General features: G+C 61.7%; 15 protein-coding genes and 1 pseudogene. 8 read left to right on the forward strand and 8 right to left on the reverse strand.

The features are described from left to right. Window positions 1-240: 240 nt before the first annotated feature. From MET49242_RS11445 to MET49242_RS11455, 3 genes are all read right to left on the reverse strand, one after another. A complete protein-coding gene (locus MET49242_RS11445) occupies window positions 241-2,946 on the reverse strand; it encodes a glycosyltransferase (protein WP_036283039.1) in 2,706 nt (901 codons plus the stop codon). After that, window positions 2,943-4,484: a DUF6212 domain-containing protein gene (locus MET49242_RS11450; RefSeq protein ID WP_036283041.1), complete on the reverse strand. Its 1,542-nt coding sequence runs from the start codon at window positions 4,482-4,484 to the stop codon at window positions 2,943-2,945. Before MET49242_RS11450 ends, MET49242_RS11445 begins: the two co-directional genes overlap by 4 nt. Before the next feature lie 855 nt (window positions 4,485-5,339). After that, the gene (locus tag MET49242_RS11455; protein ID WP_036283043.1) at window positions 5,340-6,068 is read right to left on the reverse strand and encodes a GyrI-like domain-containing protein; all 729 of its coding nucleotides are present in this window, start codon (window positions 6,066-6,068) and stop codon (window positions 5,340-5,342) included. A gap of 153 nt (window positions 6,069-6,221) precedes the next feature. Here MET49242_RS11455 and dapF point away from each other — a divergent pair, with 153 nt between their 5' ends. The 3 genes from dapF to MET49242_RS11470 all read left to right on the forward strand — a co-directional run bounded on the left by dapF (window position 6,222) and on the right by MET49242_RS11470 (window position 9,174). Beyond that, entirely contained in the window at window positions 6,222-7,082 is an 861-nt protein-coding gene (gene dapF / locus MET49242_RS11460) for a diaminopimelate epimerase (RefSeq protein ID WP_036283045.1), read from the forward strand. 5 nt (window positions 7,083-7,087) lie between these two features. Next, a complete protein-coding gene (locus MET49242_RS11465; protein WP_036283047.1) occupies window positions 7,088-8,236 on the forward strand; it encodes a MiaB/RimO family radical SAM methylthiotransferase in 1,149 nt (382 codons plus the stop codon). A 398-nt stretch (window positions 8,237-8,634) separates the two neighbouring features. Further along, window positions 8,635-9,174: a class I SAM-dependent methyltransferase gene (locus tag MET49242_RS11470; RefSeq protein ID WP_158497292.1), complete on the forward strand. Its 540-nt coding sequence runs from the start codon at window positions 8,635-8,637 to the stop codon at window positions 9,172-9,174. Between the two features lie 46 nt (window positions 9,175-9,220). Here the strand turns inward: MET49242_RS11470 and MET49242_RS11475 are convergent, their stop codons facing one another. From MET49242_RS11475 to MET49242_RS11485, 3 genes are all read right to left on the reverse strand, one after another. Then, entirely contained in the window at window positions 9,221-9,733 is a 513-nt protein-coding gene (locus MET49242_RS11475; protein WP_051134154.1) for a phospholipase D-like domain-containing protein, read from the reverse strand. Between the two features lie 67 nt (window positions 9,734-9,800). After that, window positions 9,801-11,009: a sorbosone dehydrogenase family protein gene (locus MET49242_RS11480; RefSeq protein WP_084679020.1), complete on the reverse strand. Its 1,209-nt coding sequence runs from the start codon at window positions 11,007-11,009 to the stop codon at window positions 9,801-9,803. An 89-nt stretch (window positions 11,010-11,098) separates the two neighbouring features. Further along, complete coding sequence (locus MET49242_RS11485; RefSeq protein ID WP_051134509.1) at window positions 11,099-11,542, reverse strand: PRC-barrel domain-containing protein; 444 nt, start codon at window positions 11,540-11,542, stop codon at window positions 11,099-11,101. Window positions 11,543-11,755: 213 nt separating this feature from the next. Between MET49242_RS11485 and MET49242_RS11490 the strand changes: the two genes are divergently transcribed. Then, window positions 11,756-12,466 (forward strand): TerC family protein, encoded by a 711-nt coding sequence (locus MET49242_RS11490; protein ID WP_036283049.1) that lies wholly within the window; start codon window positions 11,756-11,758, stop codon window positions 12,464-12,466. Window positions 12,467-12,602: 136 nt separating this feature from the next. Here MET49242_RS11490 and MET49242_RS11495 read toward each other — a convergent pair whose 3' ends face one another. Together MET49242_RS11495 and rpsU are read right to left on the reverse strand one after the other, a co-directional pair. Further along, the gene (locus tag MET49242_RS11495; RefSeq protein WP_084679022.1) at window positions 12,603-13,475 is read right to left on the reverse strand and encodes a tetratricopeptide repeat protein; all 873 of its coding nucleotides are present in this window, start codon (window positions 13,473-13,475) and stop codon (window positions 12,603-12,605) included. A 122-nt stretch (window positions 13,476-13,597) separates the two neighbouring features. Continuing rightward, window positions 13,598-13,816: pseudogene (gene rpsU / locus MET49242_RS11500) on the reverse strand (30S ribosomal protein S21); the annotation flags it as partial. Between the two features lie 216 nt (window positions 13,817-14,032). On the opposite strand from rpsU, the gene MET49242_RS11505 reads away from it, so the two are divergent. From MET49242_RS11505 to MET49242_RS11520, 4 genes are read left to right on the forward strand one after another with little or no spacing between them, the layout of a single operon-like run. Continuing rightward, complete coding sequence (locus MET49242_RS11505) at window positions 14,033-14,236, forward strand: hypothetical protein (protein WP_036283052.1); 204 nt, start codon at window positions 14,033-14,035, stop codon at window positions 14,234-14,236. Next, the gene (locus tag MET49242_RS11510; protein ID WP_192815594.1) at window positions 14,233-15,009 is read left to right on the forward strand and encodes a metal ABC transporter ATP-binding protein; all 777 of its coding nucleotides are present in this window, start codon (window positions 14,233-14,235) and stop codon (window positions 15,007-15,009) included. Before MET49242_RS11505 ends, MET49242_RS11510 begins: the two co-directional genes overlap by 4 nt. Further along, window positions 14,999-15,868, forward strand: coding sequence for a metal ABC transporter permease (locus MET49242_RS11515; protein ID WP_036287817.1), 870 nt, complete (start codon window positions 14,999-15,001; stop codon window positions 15,866-15,868). Before MET49242_RS11510 ends, MET49242_RS11515 begins: the two co-directional genes overlap by 11 nt. A gap of 5 nt (window positions 15,869-15,873) precedes the next feature. Continuing rightward, a complete protein-coding gene (locus MET49242_RS11520; RefSeq protein WP_036287819.1) occupies window positions 15,874-16,749 on the forward strand; it encodes a metal ABC transporter substrate-binding protein in 876 nt (291 codons plus the stop codon). The last annotated feature ends 4 nt before the right edge of the window (window positions 16,750-16,753 follow it).

Here is a 16,753-nt window from a genome sequence, read left to right on the forward strand (position 1 = left end):
ATTCAGAAAAACAGGGAAATGCTCTAACTTTTCACCTTCCTCAAATCAACGACATGATGCGAGGACGCCACACCTGTCGCCCAAAACGAATGTCCCGCCTTCAGCGGGATTGCCGAAGTCTGTTTTCCGCCAAAATTTACCCATGTATAGCCAAACGTCGCGCCTCGCCCTTACGACCCGGTCCATACTGAGTATCCCGTGTCATACCAAGACCAGCAATCACCAATTGAATCTACTCTATCAAGCCGTTGCCTCCGTCGATAATGCGTCGGAGAGATTGATTTGAGAGTTATTCGCATTCATCTCAAGACGAAAATCCAGTTTAGAGAAGTGGCTATGATTAGCCTGTCTCTTAATGCCTGCAACCTGTCCCCCCTCACAATAGAGACTTCCTCGTCGTTCAGCGACTTCGCGACGTAAGCGATCGTACAAATCCGTTATTGAATCATCCCATCTCCGATCCTCAACGGAGAGCATAGCGGCTTCGGCCATTTTCAATCTTTGTTCCGAGTTGACGGCCAGATATACTAACCTTTTTGTCATATCCTCAACGCAGCTTTCCTGTGAAACGATAAAACCGTTCTCACCGTTCGCTATCAATTCCCGCAGAGCTCCGGTTTCGGTGACAACCGTCACAACACCCGCGATCATTGCCTCTATCGCAACCAGCGGAAGTCCTTCATAATGCGAGGGCAAGAGCAAGACATCGGCCCACTCCAACAGCTCTATCAGGCTATCTGGATCATAGACCGCAGACTCGATCCTAGTGTGGTTGATATGCTTGGCTTCATGTTGATCTATAACGGATTTTCCGACAAGCCTGAATCTAATATTATAATCGTCCCAGTCGATCGATAGAAGCCGCTGAATTCTATCAAGACCCTTTTGATAATCGAATCGACCCATAAGGAGCACATTGAGACCAAGCTTTTTCTCAGCCCTGGCACGACGATGAGACACCCAGTCGCGCGTGCGCAGGAGTTCTTCATTAATGCCCGGCGCATTCGGAACGATTACGATCTTGTCACTCGCCATTCCGCGTCCAAGCAGTTCGGCCCCGAGCTGGTTGGAACAGGTTATTACGAGATCCAATGCGTGATCATAGGCTAAAGCAAGTTGTGGATGCCCAACGATACGACCGGTCTGCGTGATATCGTTTACATGCAGATATGCGCTTGTCACAATTCCAATCTGTTGCAGCTTGCGAAAAATACCAAACATCGCTGATCCGTTACAGGATAACACGACGTCGTATGATGTAAAAAAACCAGCGACCCCGGAAGCGACGCTTTCGTTGTCCCACGCAGGTAATTTGGTTCCCTCATAAAGAGGGCCGGACCATCCCTGAAATTTGGAGCTGTCGACAAAATTGAGAGAATCGAATGCTTCGCGAAGCGTCGGCCCCCAGTCGACGCGGGAGGCGCCAATCACAACTGCATGGCATCGCATCCCTCGACGCTTTAGAGCGCTTGCGACAGCGCAGGCCACGCGCTCCACACCACCAAACTCCAGAATAGGCAACAAAAAGGCGACATCGATCGCTGCTACGTCGGCGCCGGCCTGCATGCCGTCAACACCGAGGTTCCAACACATTAACTCATAGACCGCCGAACGATCTGGCGCCCCCATTTTCATCAATGTCGCCGGCCATTGCCTCACGAAAGCTCCCCCGTATGCGCGCAACTCCATAAAAAACGAGACCAGATAAAACACCGCGCTCTTGGCTCCGAGACTGTCAGCGCTCGACGGTGTCGCTACTCGCCGCCGGTTGACCCCTATCTCAGGTTCCTTCGTGGTCACCGAGCGGATCCGCAAATCTTGGGCATCCTCGAGGATTTCTCTTGCCAGAGTCATGCTGACCATCGCGATTTGTGCGTCGGTCCACCCGGACCAGTCAACGGACGAAGGCTCGACAAATTCATCCGAGCATTGGAACAGTTCGGTTACAGCAAGGTTTTTCGATTGGGTTCTCCTTTCGAGATCGAAGAGAATCCAGTTGGAAATATGCAGATCGTTGATCGCGCTCAGGGTATTCGACGTCGTGATGACAAGGAAGGATCCCGGATGAAAGCTGTTTGGTTGCTTCATCGCGCTGACAAACAGCTTCCTGTAGTCATCGAGCCGCATGCTTTCTCGCGTGGACTGGGCGTTGCTGGTCAGAACAACCCGCGCCTCGTCCGCAAGGAAGATCGCATACCTTGGAAGATCGGACATCTCCAGAAAAAGAAGGGATTTCGCGTCGCCTGTCCAGCGATGCTTATGTTTCATGTAATTGGAGATATGCGCATGCTCCCGGTGAGAATCAGCCAGCATGCTTTCTGGGCGCTTGCGATAGCGAAAGCCCAAACCCGGCCAATTCATTCCACGGAATCCCGCCTCCACTATCGATAGCCAGAAATCCCAATCCTCATATCCAGATTTCATATTTTCATCGAAGCGCTGTCCTTGCAAGAAGACGCGCGTCCGCACCAAGCTGCCGGCTTCCGATATATTGGCTACGGCGTGGATCAGCGGAAGATAGTTGCCAGCGTAACTCCCGTGCCAGTTTAGTCCGAACATATTGATATCCGGATAAAACCAGTCGGCATCCGGATGCTTATCGAGGGCATCCTTCATTGATCGTACAGAGTGCGGCTCCAGCATATTGTCAGCGTCGAGAAAGAAGATTCCCTCGACATTTGGAAGCTTGGCCAATATATATTCGATCCCGCGATTTCGAGCCGACGACAAGCCTTTATTTGGGCCTCTTATGCAGTAAATCTGCTCGTTCGCGATGGATAAGGAGAGACTCGTAAGGTGACTTGAGAGGTGCGGGCATCCATCGTCGACGATGACGACAGACACCTCGATTCCCGACTCTTGGGACGCAGCAAGAACAGACTGAATCGCTTCGCAGACGAGCTGGCTATGTTTGTATAATGGAACGACGAATGCAATTTCGATCACGCGGCCTGTCCTTCCGTGCGCATCGCGTATTTATCGGCCGTGCGGCTGATATACATACCCCCGAAAATGCTCCATGCGAACTGGCAATTTCCTGATGGAGATCTTGAAAAAAGAATTATGTCGCCTGTCTCGATTCCCTTCGGAAGATTGCAATGAATCTGAATTGCGTCGCCGGGAGTGACGGCCATCCAGTCCAAGGATTCCCAATATTCGGATCCCAGATGACCCACGATGTCGCCTAATGAACCGCCATTTCTGTTGTGAGCACTTTTCAATACAGCTGCGGCGCACTCGATTGCAGCCTCCGATTGCGTTCCGACATGGCTTACCAGTATGCTCAGTTTTTCGCCGCCGCCAAACGGGACGTGAGGCACAACGGCGATAGTTGGCTCTTTTCCTGTCGGATGAACGAGAATGCCATTGTATTGCGGCATCAACTTTACGACGTCAAAATCGGCAAGTTCAGCCGTCTCGACAAGCTGACACTGCGCAAGATGTTCCTGGCCCAACGTCCGATGCTCTTCGCGCGAGCCGCTAATATAGGTTTTCGCCAAAGGCGCGGGAACTCGCAGGTCGACGCGGCTGATATCTCCGATTTCGATACTTTCGACCGGCATCAGCGCGCCGACCGTCGGTTGCCTCATGTTTCCCGGCAGCCCGGAATATACGCGGACGGACAGAGGTCGGTCGCCCTCACGTTTGCCATTGATCGCAAGCGCGTAATCCTTGATCGGGGTCGCCTTGCCAAGGCCCACTGAGACGATAGGCGTTACTGAATAGGGGATTGTCAGAGAAATTTCCATTGGCTCGTCGAGAGCCTTGATGGAAGGCGGCATCTCAAATCGGGTCCAGGGTCCCGAAATAGCATCGAGCGACACGACCCACTGACCGATGGATTTGCGCGACCAGCGCCCGATCACCGAGAGAGATATTTGCTGCTTTTCGTTGCCGCCTCGACGAACATGCTGGAGCTTCAGCGACACCCCGCTCGGAAAGGGTACGACCTGCGGAAGGGCTTGCGTCAAAGTGACGTAGGAGTTCAGGCCCGTACTTCCTTCAGAAAACGTCCAGTAATCCTCCGCGTCTGGCAGGGCGAAAGCGAGCCAATCACGAGCGAAGGGGACCGACGTCAGATATTCCTCGAGATGCGAGAACGAGGTTTGAACTTCTCGCAGCCTGGACCTGACCTCGCCCAGAGCGATAAGGTTTCGACTGTTTTCAGCAAGCGACAAGCGCGCAAAGGCCGTCGCTCGTTTGGCAAGCCAAAAACAAACTCGGGTTGTCGCTTCGGTCGAGTCGAAAACGAATGTCGAGTCTTCCTCGAGTCCTTTCGGAAACAAGGCGACTCCCGGTTTGATAGCCCCTGGTTTTTCGACAATCACGCCCAGCAGCGGCCCGTGCTTGGAAACGTCGTATCCCGTATTCGTCGCCTGATCGAGATCGATGCGTTCGATTCCATTATTTTTCAGCAGGGACACCAACCAATCAGGCGCCTGCTTTTCAGTGGCTACGCAGAAGAGACGTTTTTGTTCTAGCATCGGGGATCCCCTAACGCCGCCTGGCGATAATTTTCAACTAACGCAGCCCATCGTCAAAACGCAGATTGACGGACGAAGTCCGAAGAGCGCGAGGCAAATCCGGCCCATAAAAGCTCCGGGATGGACGAGGCGCCGAAGCCCGTCGCATGAAAGTTGCACTTTCTGCCGCTCAGTCGGACACGCGACAGGCGCGTTAGCGCTGCCGTGCGCTCCGTGAGAAGCGGGCGAACGCCGCGAAAAGGTAAACTCTGGCTCACTCCCGACATCTCCGACGCCACTGCAACACTTAAGATGTTACATGAAGATGGCCCAATCCGGAATAGCGTCCGGCGACTTTTTTCTTGGCCGGAAGCGGTGGGCATTTTTCCCTTGCTACAAATGCATGATCGCGTCCCGCCGTCGCCTTGCGGGGAGGACCGATAAAATTGTCTTCAGGATAGAGCTGTCGTCGCTATTTCGAGCCGCCAGTGATTTGCGATTGTCCGCATCCGCGACGTGGAAAACCTGCTGGGGGAGGCCATAGCGGGCGACAAAGTCGCCGTTCGACATATCTCGGCCCGGATTTCCGAACACTGGCGGATCGAGAATGCACATGTATCGCCGACGAAGGGGCGCGCCCGCCCGTGCCCGGGAAATTTCCAATGAAATCAGGTATTTTTAGCCAGCGAAGATCGGCGGGCGCATAGCTGGGCCTTCACCCCGCGCCCGAGCGGCGTTGTCGCCCATTGCGCCGACCGCTGACGCGCCCGCCGTCCTCGCGACGGGACCCGCGCACCTCCGACGAAACGCGAACACGCCCCTCCGCAGACATGAAGAATGTCATACTCCCAATCTCACGCCGGTGCCGGCCAATCATCACTTCAGAAAGACGTAGATATCCACATCGACGTTTGCGTCCTCGCCTTTGAAGTCGGTGAGATATTCCTCGATGATCAGGTCCTTGGTGTCGAGCCCCTTTTCGTCGAGATAGGCCGCGATCGCCTCATAGGTGGCGTCGATCTCGTCATAGGCGCCCCGGTGCTGGAATTTGAGCGCCTTGCCGGCCGGCGACGCGCCGATCTCGACGCCGTCCGCAAGCTTGACCTTGCCCTCCGGCGCGGCGGTGAGAGGGGCCATCGCTTCGAAAGAAAAGCCCGTGTCGTCGGTCTTGGTGAAAACGGCGATCGGCCTGCCGTTAACCGTGAGGCCCGCCTTTGTCACAGCGGCGATGAGCTTTTCGAGCGCGGACGACAGCGTCTTGGCGGCCTCGTCCCACTTGCCCTGCCCCTTGAGCACCGCGGCCGGCCGCGCGTCGACGGCGACGGTCTCGCTCATGACGGCGGCTGCGGGGTTTTCCTTGGCCGCGCCCTGCTGCGCGTCGGCGGCCCCGGCCGGCTTGTCGGCGACGCTGCCTCCGCCCCTGGCGTCCGTCTGGGCGGACGGAGCCGGCTGCGCAGGCGTGACTGGCGTTTCGTCCTCGAGCTCGGGAGCCGGAAACAGCCTGCGCTCGGCGACGATCGCCGCCGTCGCGACGAGAAGCGCGAAAACCGCCAGCGCGCGCCAGTGACGCCGCAGGCTGTCGATCAAAGCCGGTTCCTCGTCCATTCCCAGGGCATCCTTTCACACAGGCTGCGAATTACATTTGGCCCTTGTCGCGCGCAATTGCGACAGGCGTCGGGCGCCGCGAAACTGGCGCTGCCGCGGCGCAGTCTCTATATACGAGCGCTTGTTAACGGAAACAGTGCGAGACCGCCCGCGATGCCACATCCGCTCGAAAACCGACCGATCCTGCGCATGAATGGCGCCGGCAACGAAATTCTGGTGCTCGACCTGCGCGGCCTCGACCATGTCCTCGCGCCGCAGGAGGCGCGCGCCATCGCCGCCGCGCCGGGCCTGCGCTTCGACCAGTTGATGGCGCTGCATGATCCGCGCGAAAAGGGCGACGACGCCTTCATGCGCATCTATAATGTCGATGGTTCGCTCTCCGGCGCCTGCGGCAATGGCGCGCGCTGCGTGGCCTATGCGCTCGCGCGCGACGGCAAGGAACGGCTGCGGCTTGCGACCGACGCCGCCCGCATCGAGACGCGGCGCGAAGCCGAGACCGTCTTCACCGTGGACATGGGCCGCCCGCGGCTCGACTGGCGGGAGATTCCGCTGTCGCGGGAGGCCGACACTCGCACGGTGGCGCTGGAGCCGCCGGTCGCGGGCGCGCCCACGCAATTCAGCGCCGTGAGCATGGGCAATCCCCATGCGGTGTTTTTCGTGCCCGACGCGCTCGCGACGCCGCTCGAAACATTGGGCCCGAAGCTCGAACATCACCCGCTCTTTCCGCAACGGGCCAACATATCCTTCGCACAGATCGTCGCGCGCTACGATATTCTGCTGCGGGTATGGGAACGCGGCACGGGCGCGACGAAGGCCTGCGGCTCGGCCGCCTGCGCGACGCTCGTCGCGGCGGCGCGCGCGGGTTTCACCGAGCGGCGCGCGCGCGTGCGCCTGCCGGGCGGCGATCTCCATATCGAGTGGCGCGACGACGATCACGTCATGATGACGGGGCCGGTTGAGTTCGAATTCGAGACGATGCTTTCCGCGAGCCTTTTCGAGGGCGTCGCCGCGTGAGCGAGATGGCGCGGAATGTCGAGGTCGTCACCTTCGGATGCCGGCTCAACATGGTCGACTCCGAAGAGCTCGCGCGCCGGCATGAGGGCGAGCGCGAAACGATCATCGTCAACACATGCGCCGTGACGGGTGAAGCGACCCGGCAGGCGCGACAGGCCATTCGCCGCCTGCATCGCGAGCGTCCGGAGGCGGAGATCGTCGTCGCGGGCTGCGCGGCGCGCATCGATCCACAAGCCTTCACATCGATCGAGGGCGTCTCGCGCGTCATCGCCGAGCAGGCGCAAAACCGCGCTGCTGCGGCGGAGGAAGGCACGCGCGCCTTTCTCGCCATACAGAACGGCTGTGATCACAGTTGCACCTTCTGCATCATTCCGCTTGGCCGAGGCGCCTCGCGCTCCGCGCCGCCGCAGGAGATCGTCGCGCAGGCTCGCGCGCTCGTCGAGCGCGGCAAACAGGAGATCGCGCTCACCGGGGTCGATCTGACGAGCTATGACGCGGACGGATTGCGGCTCGGAGGGCTTGTCCGGCTGCTGCTTCGCGAAATTCCCGACTTGCCGCGCCTGCGTCTTTCCTCGATCGATTGCATAGAAGCCGACGACGACCTCATCGTCGCGGCCGCGGAAGAAGAACGTCTCTGCCCGCATCTGCATCTATCATTGCAGGCAGGCGACGATCTGATCCTGAAACGCATGAAACGGCGACATTCACGCGCCGAAGCCATTCGTTTTTGCGGGGAACTTCGCGACGCGCGCCCCGACATCGTCTTCGGCGCCGATTTCATCACAGGCTTTCCGACGGAAACGGAAGAAATGTTCACGCGCACGCTCGGGCTGGTCGAAGAATGCGGCCTGACGCATCTCCATGTCTTTCCCTTCTCGCCTCGCCCGGGAACGCCTGCCGCGCGCATGCCACAGGTCGCGCGAGAGGTTGCAAAGGAACGCGCCGCGCGGCTGCGCGAGGCCGGCGACGCGGCGCTGGCGCGCCATCTCGACAGGCAAAAGGGGAAGCGGCTGCGCCTGTTGACCGAGCGCGGCGGCATGGCGCGCGCGGCGGATTTCACACCGGCGCGCACGCCGGGCGTAGCGGCGGGAGTGATGATCGACGCCCTCGTCACCGGCCACGACGGCCGGGCTCTCGAGACGGCGCGCGGATAGCGTCGCGTTGGGGAGTTTCGGGCGTGCGTCGCTGTCTGCGGCGTCGAAGCATGCGCCATCGTTCACGCGCCGAAATTAAATAATGTCGCGCGCGGCGCTGACTGGATGGATCCATGCGACGATATATCGTCAATCAGCGAGCGCCCAACAGTTCGTCTACTGGTGGGGCGTCTGGATCGCCTGCCACCGAACGCCAGAAACACTTTCCATGTCATTGAATGTTAGATACACTACCCACTTTGGCGCTACAATGGCACTAGGTGGTTTGCGGCATGCCGTCATCTTCCCGCTCGGTCGAAACACTGGAGTCCCTCGCAACGAATGTTGGACGCCGTTATAAAACTGCGACGAAATACTTTGAAGCGGCGGAAGGCGAAATTAACGAGCGCTGGGCGGCATTGGTTTGGCCATTCATCAAGGGCTGCAATTTCGAGACCTGTGTGGACCTGGCGGCGGGGCACGGCCGAAACACGGTGAAGCTTCTGGAGTTGCCGGAGTGCAAGCTCGTCTATTGCGTCGAAATCAATCAGGAAAACGTCGACTTCTGTTCAGCAAGATTCTCCGATGAACCGCGCGTCGTTTGCATCAAGAACAACGGCGTGACAGTCTCCGGCATTCCTTCCCAATCCGTAACCATGTTTTATTGCTTCGATTCGATGGTCCATTTCGACTCGGACATCGTACGTAGCTACCTCGCCGAAATCGCGAGAATGCTTGCGCCCCGGGAAGGGCGAGCGTTTCTGCATCACTCCAATTACAGCGCCAATCCGGGCGGAGATTTTTACCAAAACCCGCATCGGCGGAATTTCATGTCCGCGGAGCTCATGAAGCACTACGCCGCAAAGGAGGGTCTTGCGGTCGAGAAGCAGCAATTGCTCGACTGGAACTGGGACGGCACGAATATCGACTGCTTCACGCTGTTGCGGCACGGCGAGTGAAATCCGCCAAGTTCCGCAATGAGCGGAATCGACAAAGGCGACGCCTTCACCGCGCCCACATGGCTTCGAACGCCTTCTGAAACCGCTCGACGGCCGCGGGGCATCGCAATGCGACGAGGGAGTTGTCCTGCTTTCGCAGACCGCTGTGCGTGAAATTGCCTGCGCCTTCGCGCACCAGCACGCCGTCGACGGCGTAGGCCTTCAGATGCATGAAGGGTTGCGGATCGCCCTTGTAGCGGATTTCGACATTCTCGCGCGCCGCAAGCCGATTGTAGGCCTCCGCTAGCCGGGACGGCATGCGGGCGTCGCGACCGTCGCGATAGAGGCGAATGCGCACGCCGCGAAGCGCCGCGGCGTCGAGCGCCTGCACGATGGGAATGCTCGTGAGCACATAGGCCGCCATGTCGATAGAGCGGGTCGCGCGGCCGATGAGATCGACGTCGATCGCCTCCAGATTTTCCGCCAGCGCATAGGCGTGCCGCTCGACAACGCAGGAGCTGGCCGCAGCGGCGGACTGCCCGCCAGCACATAGAAAAACGATGAGCGACAGACGTTTCATTCGGCCCCGGTCCGAGAACGGATACGGAACGCTTCTTGCACGTCAGGATTGCGGAATCCAGCGCCAATTACGGCCTGCGATAGGTAATTCGATAGATCGCGCCATTCTGGTCGTCGGTGACGAGCAGCGAGCCGTCCGCGAGTTCCGCGACGTCGACGGGGCGGCCGAGATAACGCCCCGCGCCCGTATTCCAGCCCTCTGCGAAGGGCGTCGCCACGCCGCGCCCGTCGGCGCCGGGCCGCGTGAACATCAATCGGGCGCCGATGGGGACGCTGCGATCCCAGGAGCCGTGCTGAGCCGAAAAAAGGCCCCCGCGATATTCCGGAGGAAACATAGCGCCGCGATAGAAGGTCATGCCGAGATCGGCGGCGTGCGCCTGCGTCTCCACCATCGGGAAAACGGCGTCCGCCGGCGGCGTGTCCCGCTCATATTCCTTCGTGCGGACGTGGCCGCCGCCGAACCACGGAAAGCCGAAGTTCAGCCCCGGGCGATCGGCGCGGTTGATTTCGCCGGGAGGAATGTCGTCGCCCATCCCGTCCACCTGATTGTCGGTGAACCAGAGGGCGTCGTCGAGGTCGAAATCCATGCCGACGGAATTGCGAACGCCGGTCGCGAAGACTTCACGGCCGGAGCCGTCGGGATTCATGCGGATGATTCCGCCGACGCCGGTCCGCTCATAGAGCGCGAGCTTGTCGCGCGGCGCCACATTGTCCGGCTGGCCGAGCGAAATATAAAGCCTGCCATCCGGTCCGACGCGGCAGACGCGCGCGGAGTGACTGCGGCTCTCCGAGCTGCGCGGGACGAGATCACCCGCCTTGACGATCGCCTGCGCTTTCGACGCTGCATCGCGCCAGTTGCTCTCGGCGTCGTCGAGCCGCGTCACGCGGTTGCGTTCGACGAGAAAGAGAGCGCCCTCTTTCGACAGGCATACGCCATGCGGCATCGTGAGACTCGGCCATGGCGAGAAATCCTCGACGGCGGCCGCCTTCCCGTCGCCGGGCGTCAGCACATAGGCGCGCTTGTCGTCCGTGCCGACGAAGATCGCCTTGCCTTGCGCGCCGACCGCAAGCGTGCGCGCGCCCGGCGCCAGCGCATAAAGCGAGATCGAGAATCCCGGCGGCAGCTTGATGCGCTGAAGCGTAGCCTCGACCTCGCGCCGGCGGTTTTCACTATCGGCTTGCGCCGGCGCCGAATGCGCGTCCGGGGGAACGGAAAGCGCAGCGGCAAAAGCAAACAGCGCCATTCCGGCGGCGAAAAGTTTTCTTGCAGAAGACATCCGCGTTGCTTCCCGCGATCAAGACCCGGCCACCAATGCAGGAACGAGCGGTCGAAGCAAGGCCGCGAGACGGCCTTCCCCGACCCCCGTCAATGACCCATCGTTCGATCGGCGTCGCCGCGCATGGGCGAGACCGGCGGAACCGGCGAGTTCGGCGTGATGGGAGACATTGGCGATTCCTCCCAATAGGGCGCCGCAGCAAAATGCTCGTGCAAGCGGACCTCCCAGTCGCGGTCATCGAAGCTGTCTTCGTCGAACTGCGGCGCCCCCTTCACCTGCTCCGCGGTGACTGCGGTGACATACCCGCCAAGGCTCATGTCATAGTGAAAGGCCTTCCAAGGCAGCGGATATTTCCTGCTGCCGAAACCAAGGAAACCGCCGAAGGTCATGATCGCATAGCGCACCATGCCGGAGGCGCGGTCGATCATCAGATGGTCGATTTCGCCGATTTTGACCCCCGCGAGGTCATAGACATTGGTCCCTTCGACCCGCTCGCTGGAAATGAGATTGACGCTGTGCTGGCCCGTTCCCATCATCGCCTCCCGCGGCAAGGCGCGAGTCGACTTCGATTCGCGCAATGTCCTAGAACCATTCTTCAGGCCGAATGTTCCGCCCCGGAAAAACGGGCGGGGCGGTTTTTCCTCCTCACGATAGCGACGGCCCCGAAAAGGACCAGCTTTCGCTGTTGTTGAAAACACGCTAATTCGACGACATGGCGCATTGGCCAAAATGCAGGAAACCTACGCATGACTTCTGATCTGACGATCGGATGGGAAATCCTCGAGATCATCTGGATCAACATCCTGCTCTCCGGCGACAATGCGATCCTCATTGCGCTCGCCTGCCGGCAACTGCCCGTAAAACAAAGGCGTTGGGGCGTTTTTCTCGGCGCTCTCGGCGGCGTCGTCCTGCGCGTCGTCTTCACGCTGATCATCGTCGAGCTGATGGCCGTTCCGCTGCTGAAAGCCTTCGGCGCCGTGCTGCTGCTGATCGTGGCCGTGAAGTTGCTGATCGACGAGACGGAGCATTCCGACGTCAAGGCCAAGCCCAATCTCATGGGCGCCGTCGTCTCGATCATCATGGCCGACGCCGTGATGTCGCTCGACAATGTCATCGCCATCGCCGCCGCCGCGCGCGGCTCGGCGCAGCTTATCGTTTTCGGCCTGGCGCTCTCCGTACCGATCGTGATGTTCGGCGCGGGCTTCCTGTTGAAAGTGCTGGAGCGCTTCCCGCTGCTCGTCTGGGCCGGCGCGGGACTGCTCGGCTGGGTCGCGGGCGACATGGCGGCGGCCGATCCCTTCGTTGTCGAGCACACGCATGGAATGATCGACCACGCCATGTTGGAGCGCGCGCTCTGCATCGGCGGCGCGGCGCTCGTGCTTTTGGTCGCATTTATGGTGGAGGCCTATCGCCAGTGGCGCGAGGACCAGAAGGCGCGGGAAGAAGGCAAGCTTTGAAAGCCGCGCGGGTCAGCTTCAGCCGGACGGATCGCCGCTCGGCTGAACAAGACGCTTCGGGAAGAATAGAAGAGCTCTGAAGCGGATTATGTCCGCACAGTCGGATGGCAAGCCGCGCGCATTGCTCCTGAATGCTTCAGCCGCGGGAGTTCTGCCTCGCGATCGGCTGCTGCGGGTCGAGCTGCAGGGCGCGCTGATAGGACTCCTGCGCTTTCTGCCGGTTGCCGTTCTTCTCATAGGCGAGCCCGAGCCACGCCCAGGCGAGCGCGCTCTTGTTGTCGACGTTGAGCGCGGCGTTGAAGTCCTCGACCGCCTTGTCATATTTGCCGAGCGCCACGAGGCTCTCGCCGCGCGCCTGATAGGGCGCCGCCGCGAAGGGGTCGCGGTCGATGGCGTTGTCGAAATCGGTCACGGCGCGGGCGTTGTCGCCGCGCTTCTGATGGATGAGGCCGCGGGCGTGGAAGGCCTGCGCGCTCTCGGGATTCAGGCGGATCGCCGTGTCGAGATCGGAGAGCGCCTGGTCGAGATTGCCCTGCGCGCGCAGCAGATTCGCGCGTCCGACATAGGCCGGGGCGTGGTTGGGATTAACCTGGATGGCGTGGTCGAAATCGTTGCGGGCGGCCTCGTTCTGGCCGATCTGTCGCTGGGCCAGCGCGCGATTGGTGTATGCCGCCGCGCTGTTCGGGTCGAGCTTGATCGCCTGCGTAAAGTCCGCGATGGCCTCGTTGAAGCGCCCGACGCGGGCGTAGGCGACGCCGCGGGTGTTGTAGGCCTCGGCGCTGGATGGGTTGCGCCGGATGACCTCTGTCAGCGAATCGATGTTCGCCGCGGCGGCCTTGGAGTCGGTGTCGGCGATTTCGGCGATGCCGCGCCCCGGCGGCCGGATGCCGCTGGCTGTCTCGCAGCCCGCGAGCGCGATTACGGCAAGCGCCGCGGCGCCACGTACGAGCGTGGCGCGGGAGGGGACAGGAGACGGGCGAACCAATGTCGCCGCAAGGCGGAAGCCCATGCCTTCAAATCCTCTCAGCCGTGTCATTGCAACCTATGGCCGATCTCTGCCGTCTCAACCTTAACAAAAGGTGTAAAAACGGCGAAACGCAGGCTCAGGCGCGCCGCTCAGCGGCCGGTGGCCTTGGCCTTGACCGGCAGCAGGCCCTCGCGCTGCAGCTTCTTGCGGGCCAGCTTGCGAGCGCGGCGAACGGCCTCGGCCTTCTCGCGGGCGCGCTTCTCGGACGGCTTCTCGTAATGGCCGCGCAGCTTCATCTCGCGGAAAATGCCTTCGCGCTGCATCTTCTTCTTCAGCGCCTTAAGAGCCTGATCGACATTGTTGTCGCGAACGAGAACTTGCACGAATCCATCCTGCTTTTGAGGGGCCGCCCGCTCGAAGGGGCGTCCAAATAGGGAATAGGTCGCCGGGCGCTGTACGGAGCGCCTGACCCGCGATGGGGCAGATAGCAGAGTCGCCCTGCCCTGTCCATGAAGAAATGCCCGAAATGCGTGTGGCGGGCGATCAAATCGGCGGCGCCGCGCTTGTTCTTGCGGCCCGTTATATTATAACATTTGGACATGACAGACGCCACGTCCCACGGACATAGCCACGGACATAGCCACGATCACGGCCACGCGCATGCGCGCCTCCCGGCGCCCGTCGTCGCGACCATCGGCGCCGAGCGAACCAGCCTGCTGGGGCTTTCGGCCGTGGGGCGGCTCGGCGGCGTGGCGCTTCTGCTTGCGGCGCTGTGGGCGGGCGTTTTCTGGGCGCTGCATTGACCGCGACCGCCGGACAGCGCGAGCCGATCCGGCTCGTCAATCTCACTCTCGGCTATGACCGCCACCCCGCCGTCCACCATCTGGAGGGCGAGATCGCGCCCGGCGCCGCGCTTGCCGTCTGCGGCCCCAACGGCGCGGGGAAGTCCACGCTACTGAAGGCGCTCGCCGGCGTACTGAAGCCGCTCGGCGGGCGAATCGAGCGCGGCGGCGGTTCGGCCCGCGACGTCGCCTATCTGCCCCAGCTCGTCGACATCGACCGCGCCTTTCCGATCAATGTCCGCGATTTCGTCGCCATGGGCGCCATGCGGCGGATCGGACTTTTCGGCCGGCTCGGCGCGCAGGAGCGTGAGCGCGCCGAGCGCGCGATCGCCCGCGTGGGCCTCACGGGGCTAGAGGATCGGGCGATCGAGACGCTGTCCGGCGGGCAGATGCAGCGCGTGCTCTTCGCGCGGCTCATAATGCAGGATCAGCCGGTGATTCTTCTCGACGAGCCCTTCGGCGCGATCGACGAAGCGACGACCGACGACCTTCTCTCCCTCATCGGGCAGTGGCGCGAGGAAGGCCGCACGGTCGTCGCCGTGCTCCACGAACTCGAACTCGCCCGCCGCGCCTTTGCGCAAACGCTGCTGCTGGCGCGCGAGCGCATCGCCTGGGGCGAGACGCGCGAGGCGCTTTGCCCGGAAAACCTCGCCCGCGCCCGCGCCATGTCGGAGGCCTATGACCGGCAGGCGCGCGAATGCCTGCGCGACGAAGAAACCGCCCATGTTCACTGACGTCTTCATCGCGCCCTTCGCCGATTACGAATTCATGCGCCGGGCGCTGGTCGGCTCGGTGGCGCTGGCGCTGTCCGGGTCGCCGCTCGGCGTCTTTCTCATCCTGCGGCGCATGTCGCTCGCCGGGGACGCCCTGTCGCACGCCATTCTCCCCGGCGCGGCGGTCGGCTATCTCGTGGCCGGCCTCTCCCTTCCGGCGATGACCTTCGGCGGACTCGTCGCGGGGCTGGTCATCGCGGTCGCGACCGGCGCCGCCTCCCGCTTCACGACCCTGCGCGAGGACGCCTCGCTTGCCGCCTTCTATCTCGTCTCGCTCGCGCTCGGCGTGACGCTGGTTTCGCTGCGCGGCTCGAGCGTCGATCTGCTGCATGTCCTGTTCGGCTCTGTCGTCGGCCTCGACGACGCGGCGATGCTGATGCTCGCCGGAGTCTCGACCTTCACGCTCGCCGCGCTGGCGATCTTCTACCGCGCGCTGGTGATGGACACGCTCGACCCGCTGTTCCTGCGCCAGACGAGCGCGCTGGGCGAAGCCGTCCCCTTCCTGTTTCTGTCGCTCGTGGTGCTCAATCTCGTCGCCGGTTTTCATGCGCTCGGCACGCTGATGGCCGTCGGCCTCATCATGCTGCCGGCCGCCGCCGCGCGGCTCTGGACGCATGAACTCGCCGTCGCCCTGCCGCTCGCCGCCGCAATCGGCGCGCTTTGCAGCTATGTCGGCCTTGTCTTCTCCAATGAAACCGGCGCGCCGACGGGCCCCGCCATCATACTCGCCGCAGGCCTCGTCTATTTCGCTTCTCTCGTTTTCGGCCGCGCCGGGGGCGTGCTGCGCCTGCGGCGTCCGCGCCGGCATCTCGAAGGGTGACGCTCATGCTGACACGCCGTGCCGCTCTCGCGCTTTCCCTCGCCGCGCTCGCCGCGCCGGCCCTCGCCGAGTCGCCGAAAATCCCGGTCGTCGCAAGCTTTTCGATCATCGGCGATTTCGTCCTCGAGGTCGGCGGCGATCGCGTTTCAGTGACGACGATCGTCGGGCCGGACGGCGACGCCCATGTCTACCAGCCGAGCCCCGCCGACGGCCGCCGCATCGCGCAGGCGAAGGTGATTTTCGTCAATGGACTCGGGTTCGAGGGCTGGCTGGAGCGGCTGATTTCCGTCGCGAAAACCAAGGGAACCGTCGTCACTCTGGGCAAGGGCGTCGCCGCCCGCAAGGACGAGGAAGGGGCCGATCCCCACGCCTGGCAGGATGTGGCGAATGCGAAGATTTACGTAAACGAAATCCGCGACGCGCTCGTCGCCGCCGATCCGGAAGGCGCCGAAAGCTACAGGGCCAATGCGGCCGCCTATCTCGCGAAGCTCGACGCGCTCGACGCGGAGATCGTGAAAACGCTCGACGCGATCCCCACGGACCGCCGCCGCGTCGTCTCCACCCACGACGCTTTCGGCTATTTTTCTGCCCGCTACGGGGTCGAATTCATCGCGCCGCAGGGCGTCTCGACCGAATCCGAGGCCAGCGCCCGCGACATCGCCCGCATCATCGACGCGGTGAAGCAGCACAAGGTCGGCGCGGTGTTTCTCGAAAATGTCGCCGACCCGCGCCTCGCCAAGCGCATCGCGGCGGAGACGGGCGCCCGCGTCGGCGGCATGCTTTATTCGGACGCCTTGTCCGATGCAAAAGGCGACGGGGCGAATTATATCGACATGATGCGCCACAATGTTAGAGAATTGGCGAAAGCCTTGACGCCTTGAGGGC

The organism is Methylocystis sp. ATCC 49242 (assembly GCF_000188155.2).
Taxonomy (GTDB): domain Bacteria; phylum Pseudomonadota; class Alphaproteobacteria; order Rhizobiales; family Beijerinckiaceae; genus Methylocystis.

What these genes read in the sequence shown, in the direction of transcription:
- MET49242_RS11520 (WP_036287819.1), top strand. Translation starts at nt 15,874, where the DNA reads ATGCTGACACGCCGTGCCGCTCTCGCGCTTTCCCTCGCCGCGCTCGCC.
- MET49242_RS11455 (WP_036283043.1), bottom strand. Translation starts at nt 6,068, where the DNA reads ATGGACGAGGAACCGGCTTTGATCGACAGCCTGCGGCGTCACTGGCGC.
- MET49242_RS11450 (WP_036283041.1), bottom strand. Translation starts at nt 4,484, where the DNA reads ATGCTAGAACAAAAACGTCTCTTCTGCGTAGCCACTGAAAAGCAGGCG.
- MET49242_RS11480 (WP_084679020.1), bottom strand. Translation starts at nt 11,009, where the DNA reads ATGTCTTCTGCAAGAAAACTTTTCGCCGCCGGAATGGCGCTGTTTGCT.
- MET49242_RS11475 (WP_051134154.1), bottom strand. Translation starts at nt 9,733, where the DNA reads ATGAAACGTCTGTCGCTCATCGTTTTTCTATGTGCTGGCGGGCAGTCC.
- MET49242_RS11465 (WP_036283047.1), top strand. Translation starts at nt 7,088, where the DNA reads ATGGCGCGGAATGTCGAGGTCGTCACCTTCGGATGCCGGCTCAACATG.
- dapF (WP_036283045.1), top strand. Translation starts at nt 6,222, where the DNA reads ATGCCACATCCGCTCGAAAACCGACCGATCCTGCGCATGAATGGCGCC.
- MET49242_RS11515 (WP_036287817.1), top strand. Translation starts at nt 14,999, where the DNA reads ATGTTCACTGACGTCTTCATCGCGCCCTTCGCCGATTACGAATTCATG.
- MET49242_RS11490 (WP_036283049.1), top strand. Translation starts at nt 11,756, where the DNA reads ATGACTTCTGATCTGACGATCGGATGGGAAATCCTCGAGATCATCTGG.
- MET49242_RS11505 (WP_036283052.1), top strand. Translation starts at nt 14,033, where the DNA reads ATGACAGACGCCACGTCCCACGGACATAGCCACGGACATAGCCACGAT.
- MET49242_RS11485 (WP_051134509.1), bottom strand. Translation starts at nt 11,542, where the DNA reads ATGGGAACGGGCCAGCACAGCGTCAATCTCATTTCCAGCGAGCGGGTC.
- MET49242_RS11495 (WP_084679022.1), bottom strand. Translation starts at nt 13,475, where the DNA reads ATGGGCTTCCGCCTTGCGGCGACATTGGTTCGCCCGTCTCCTGTCCCC.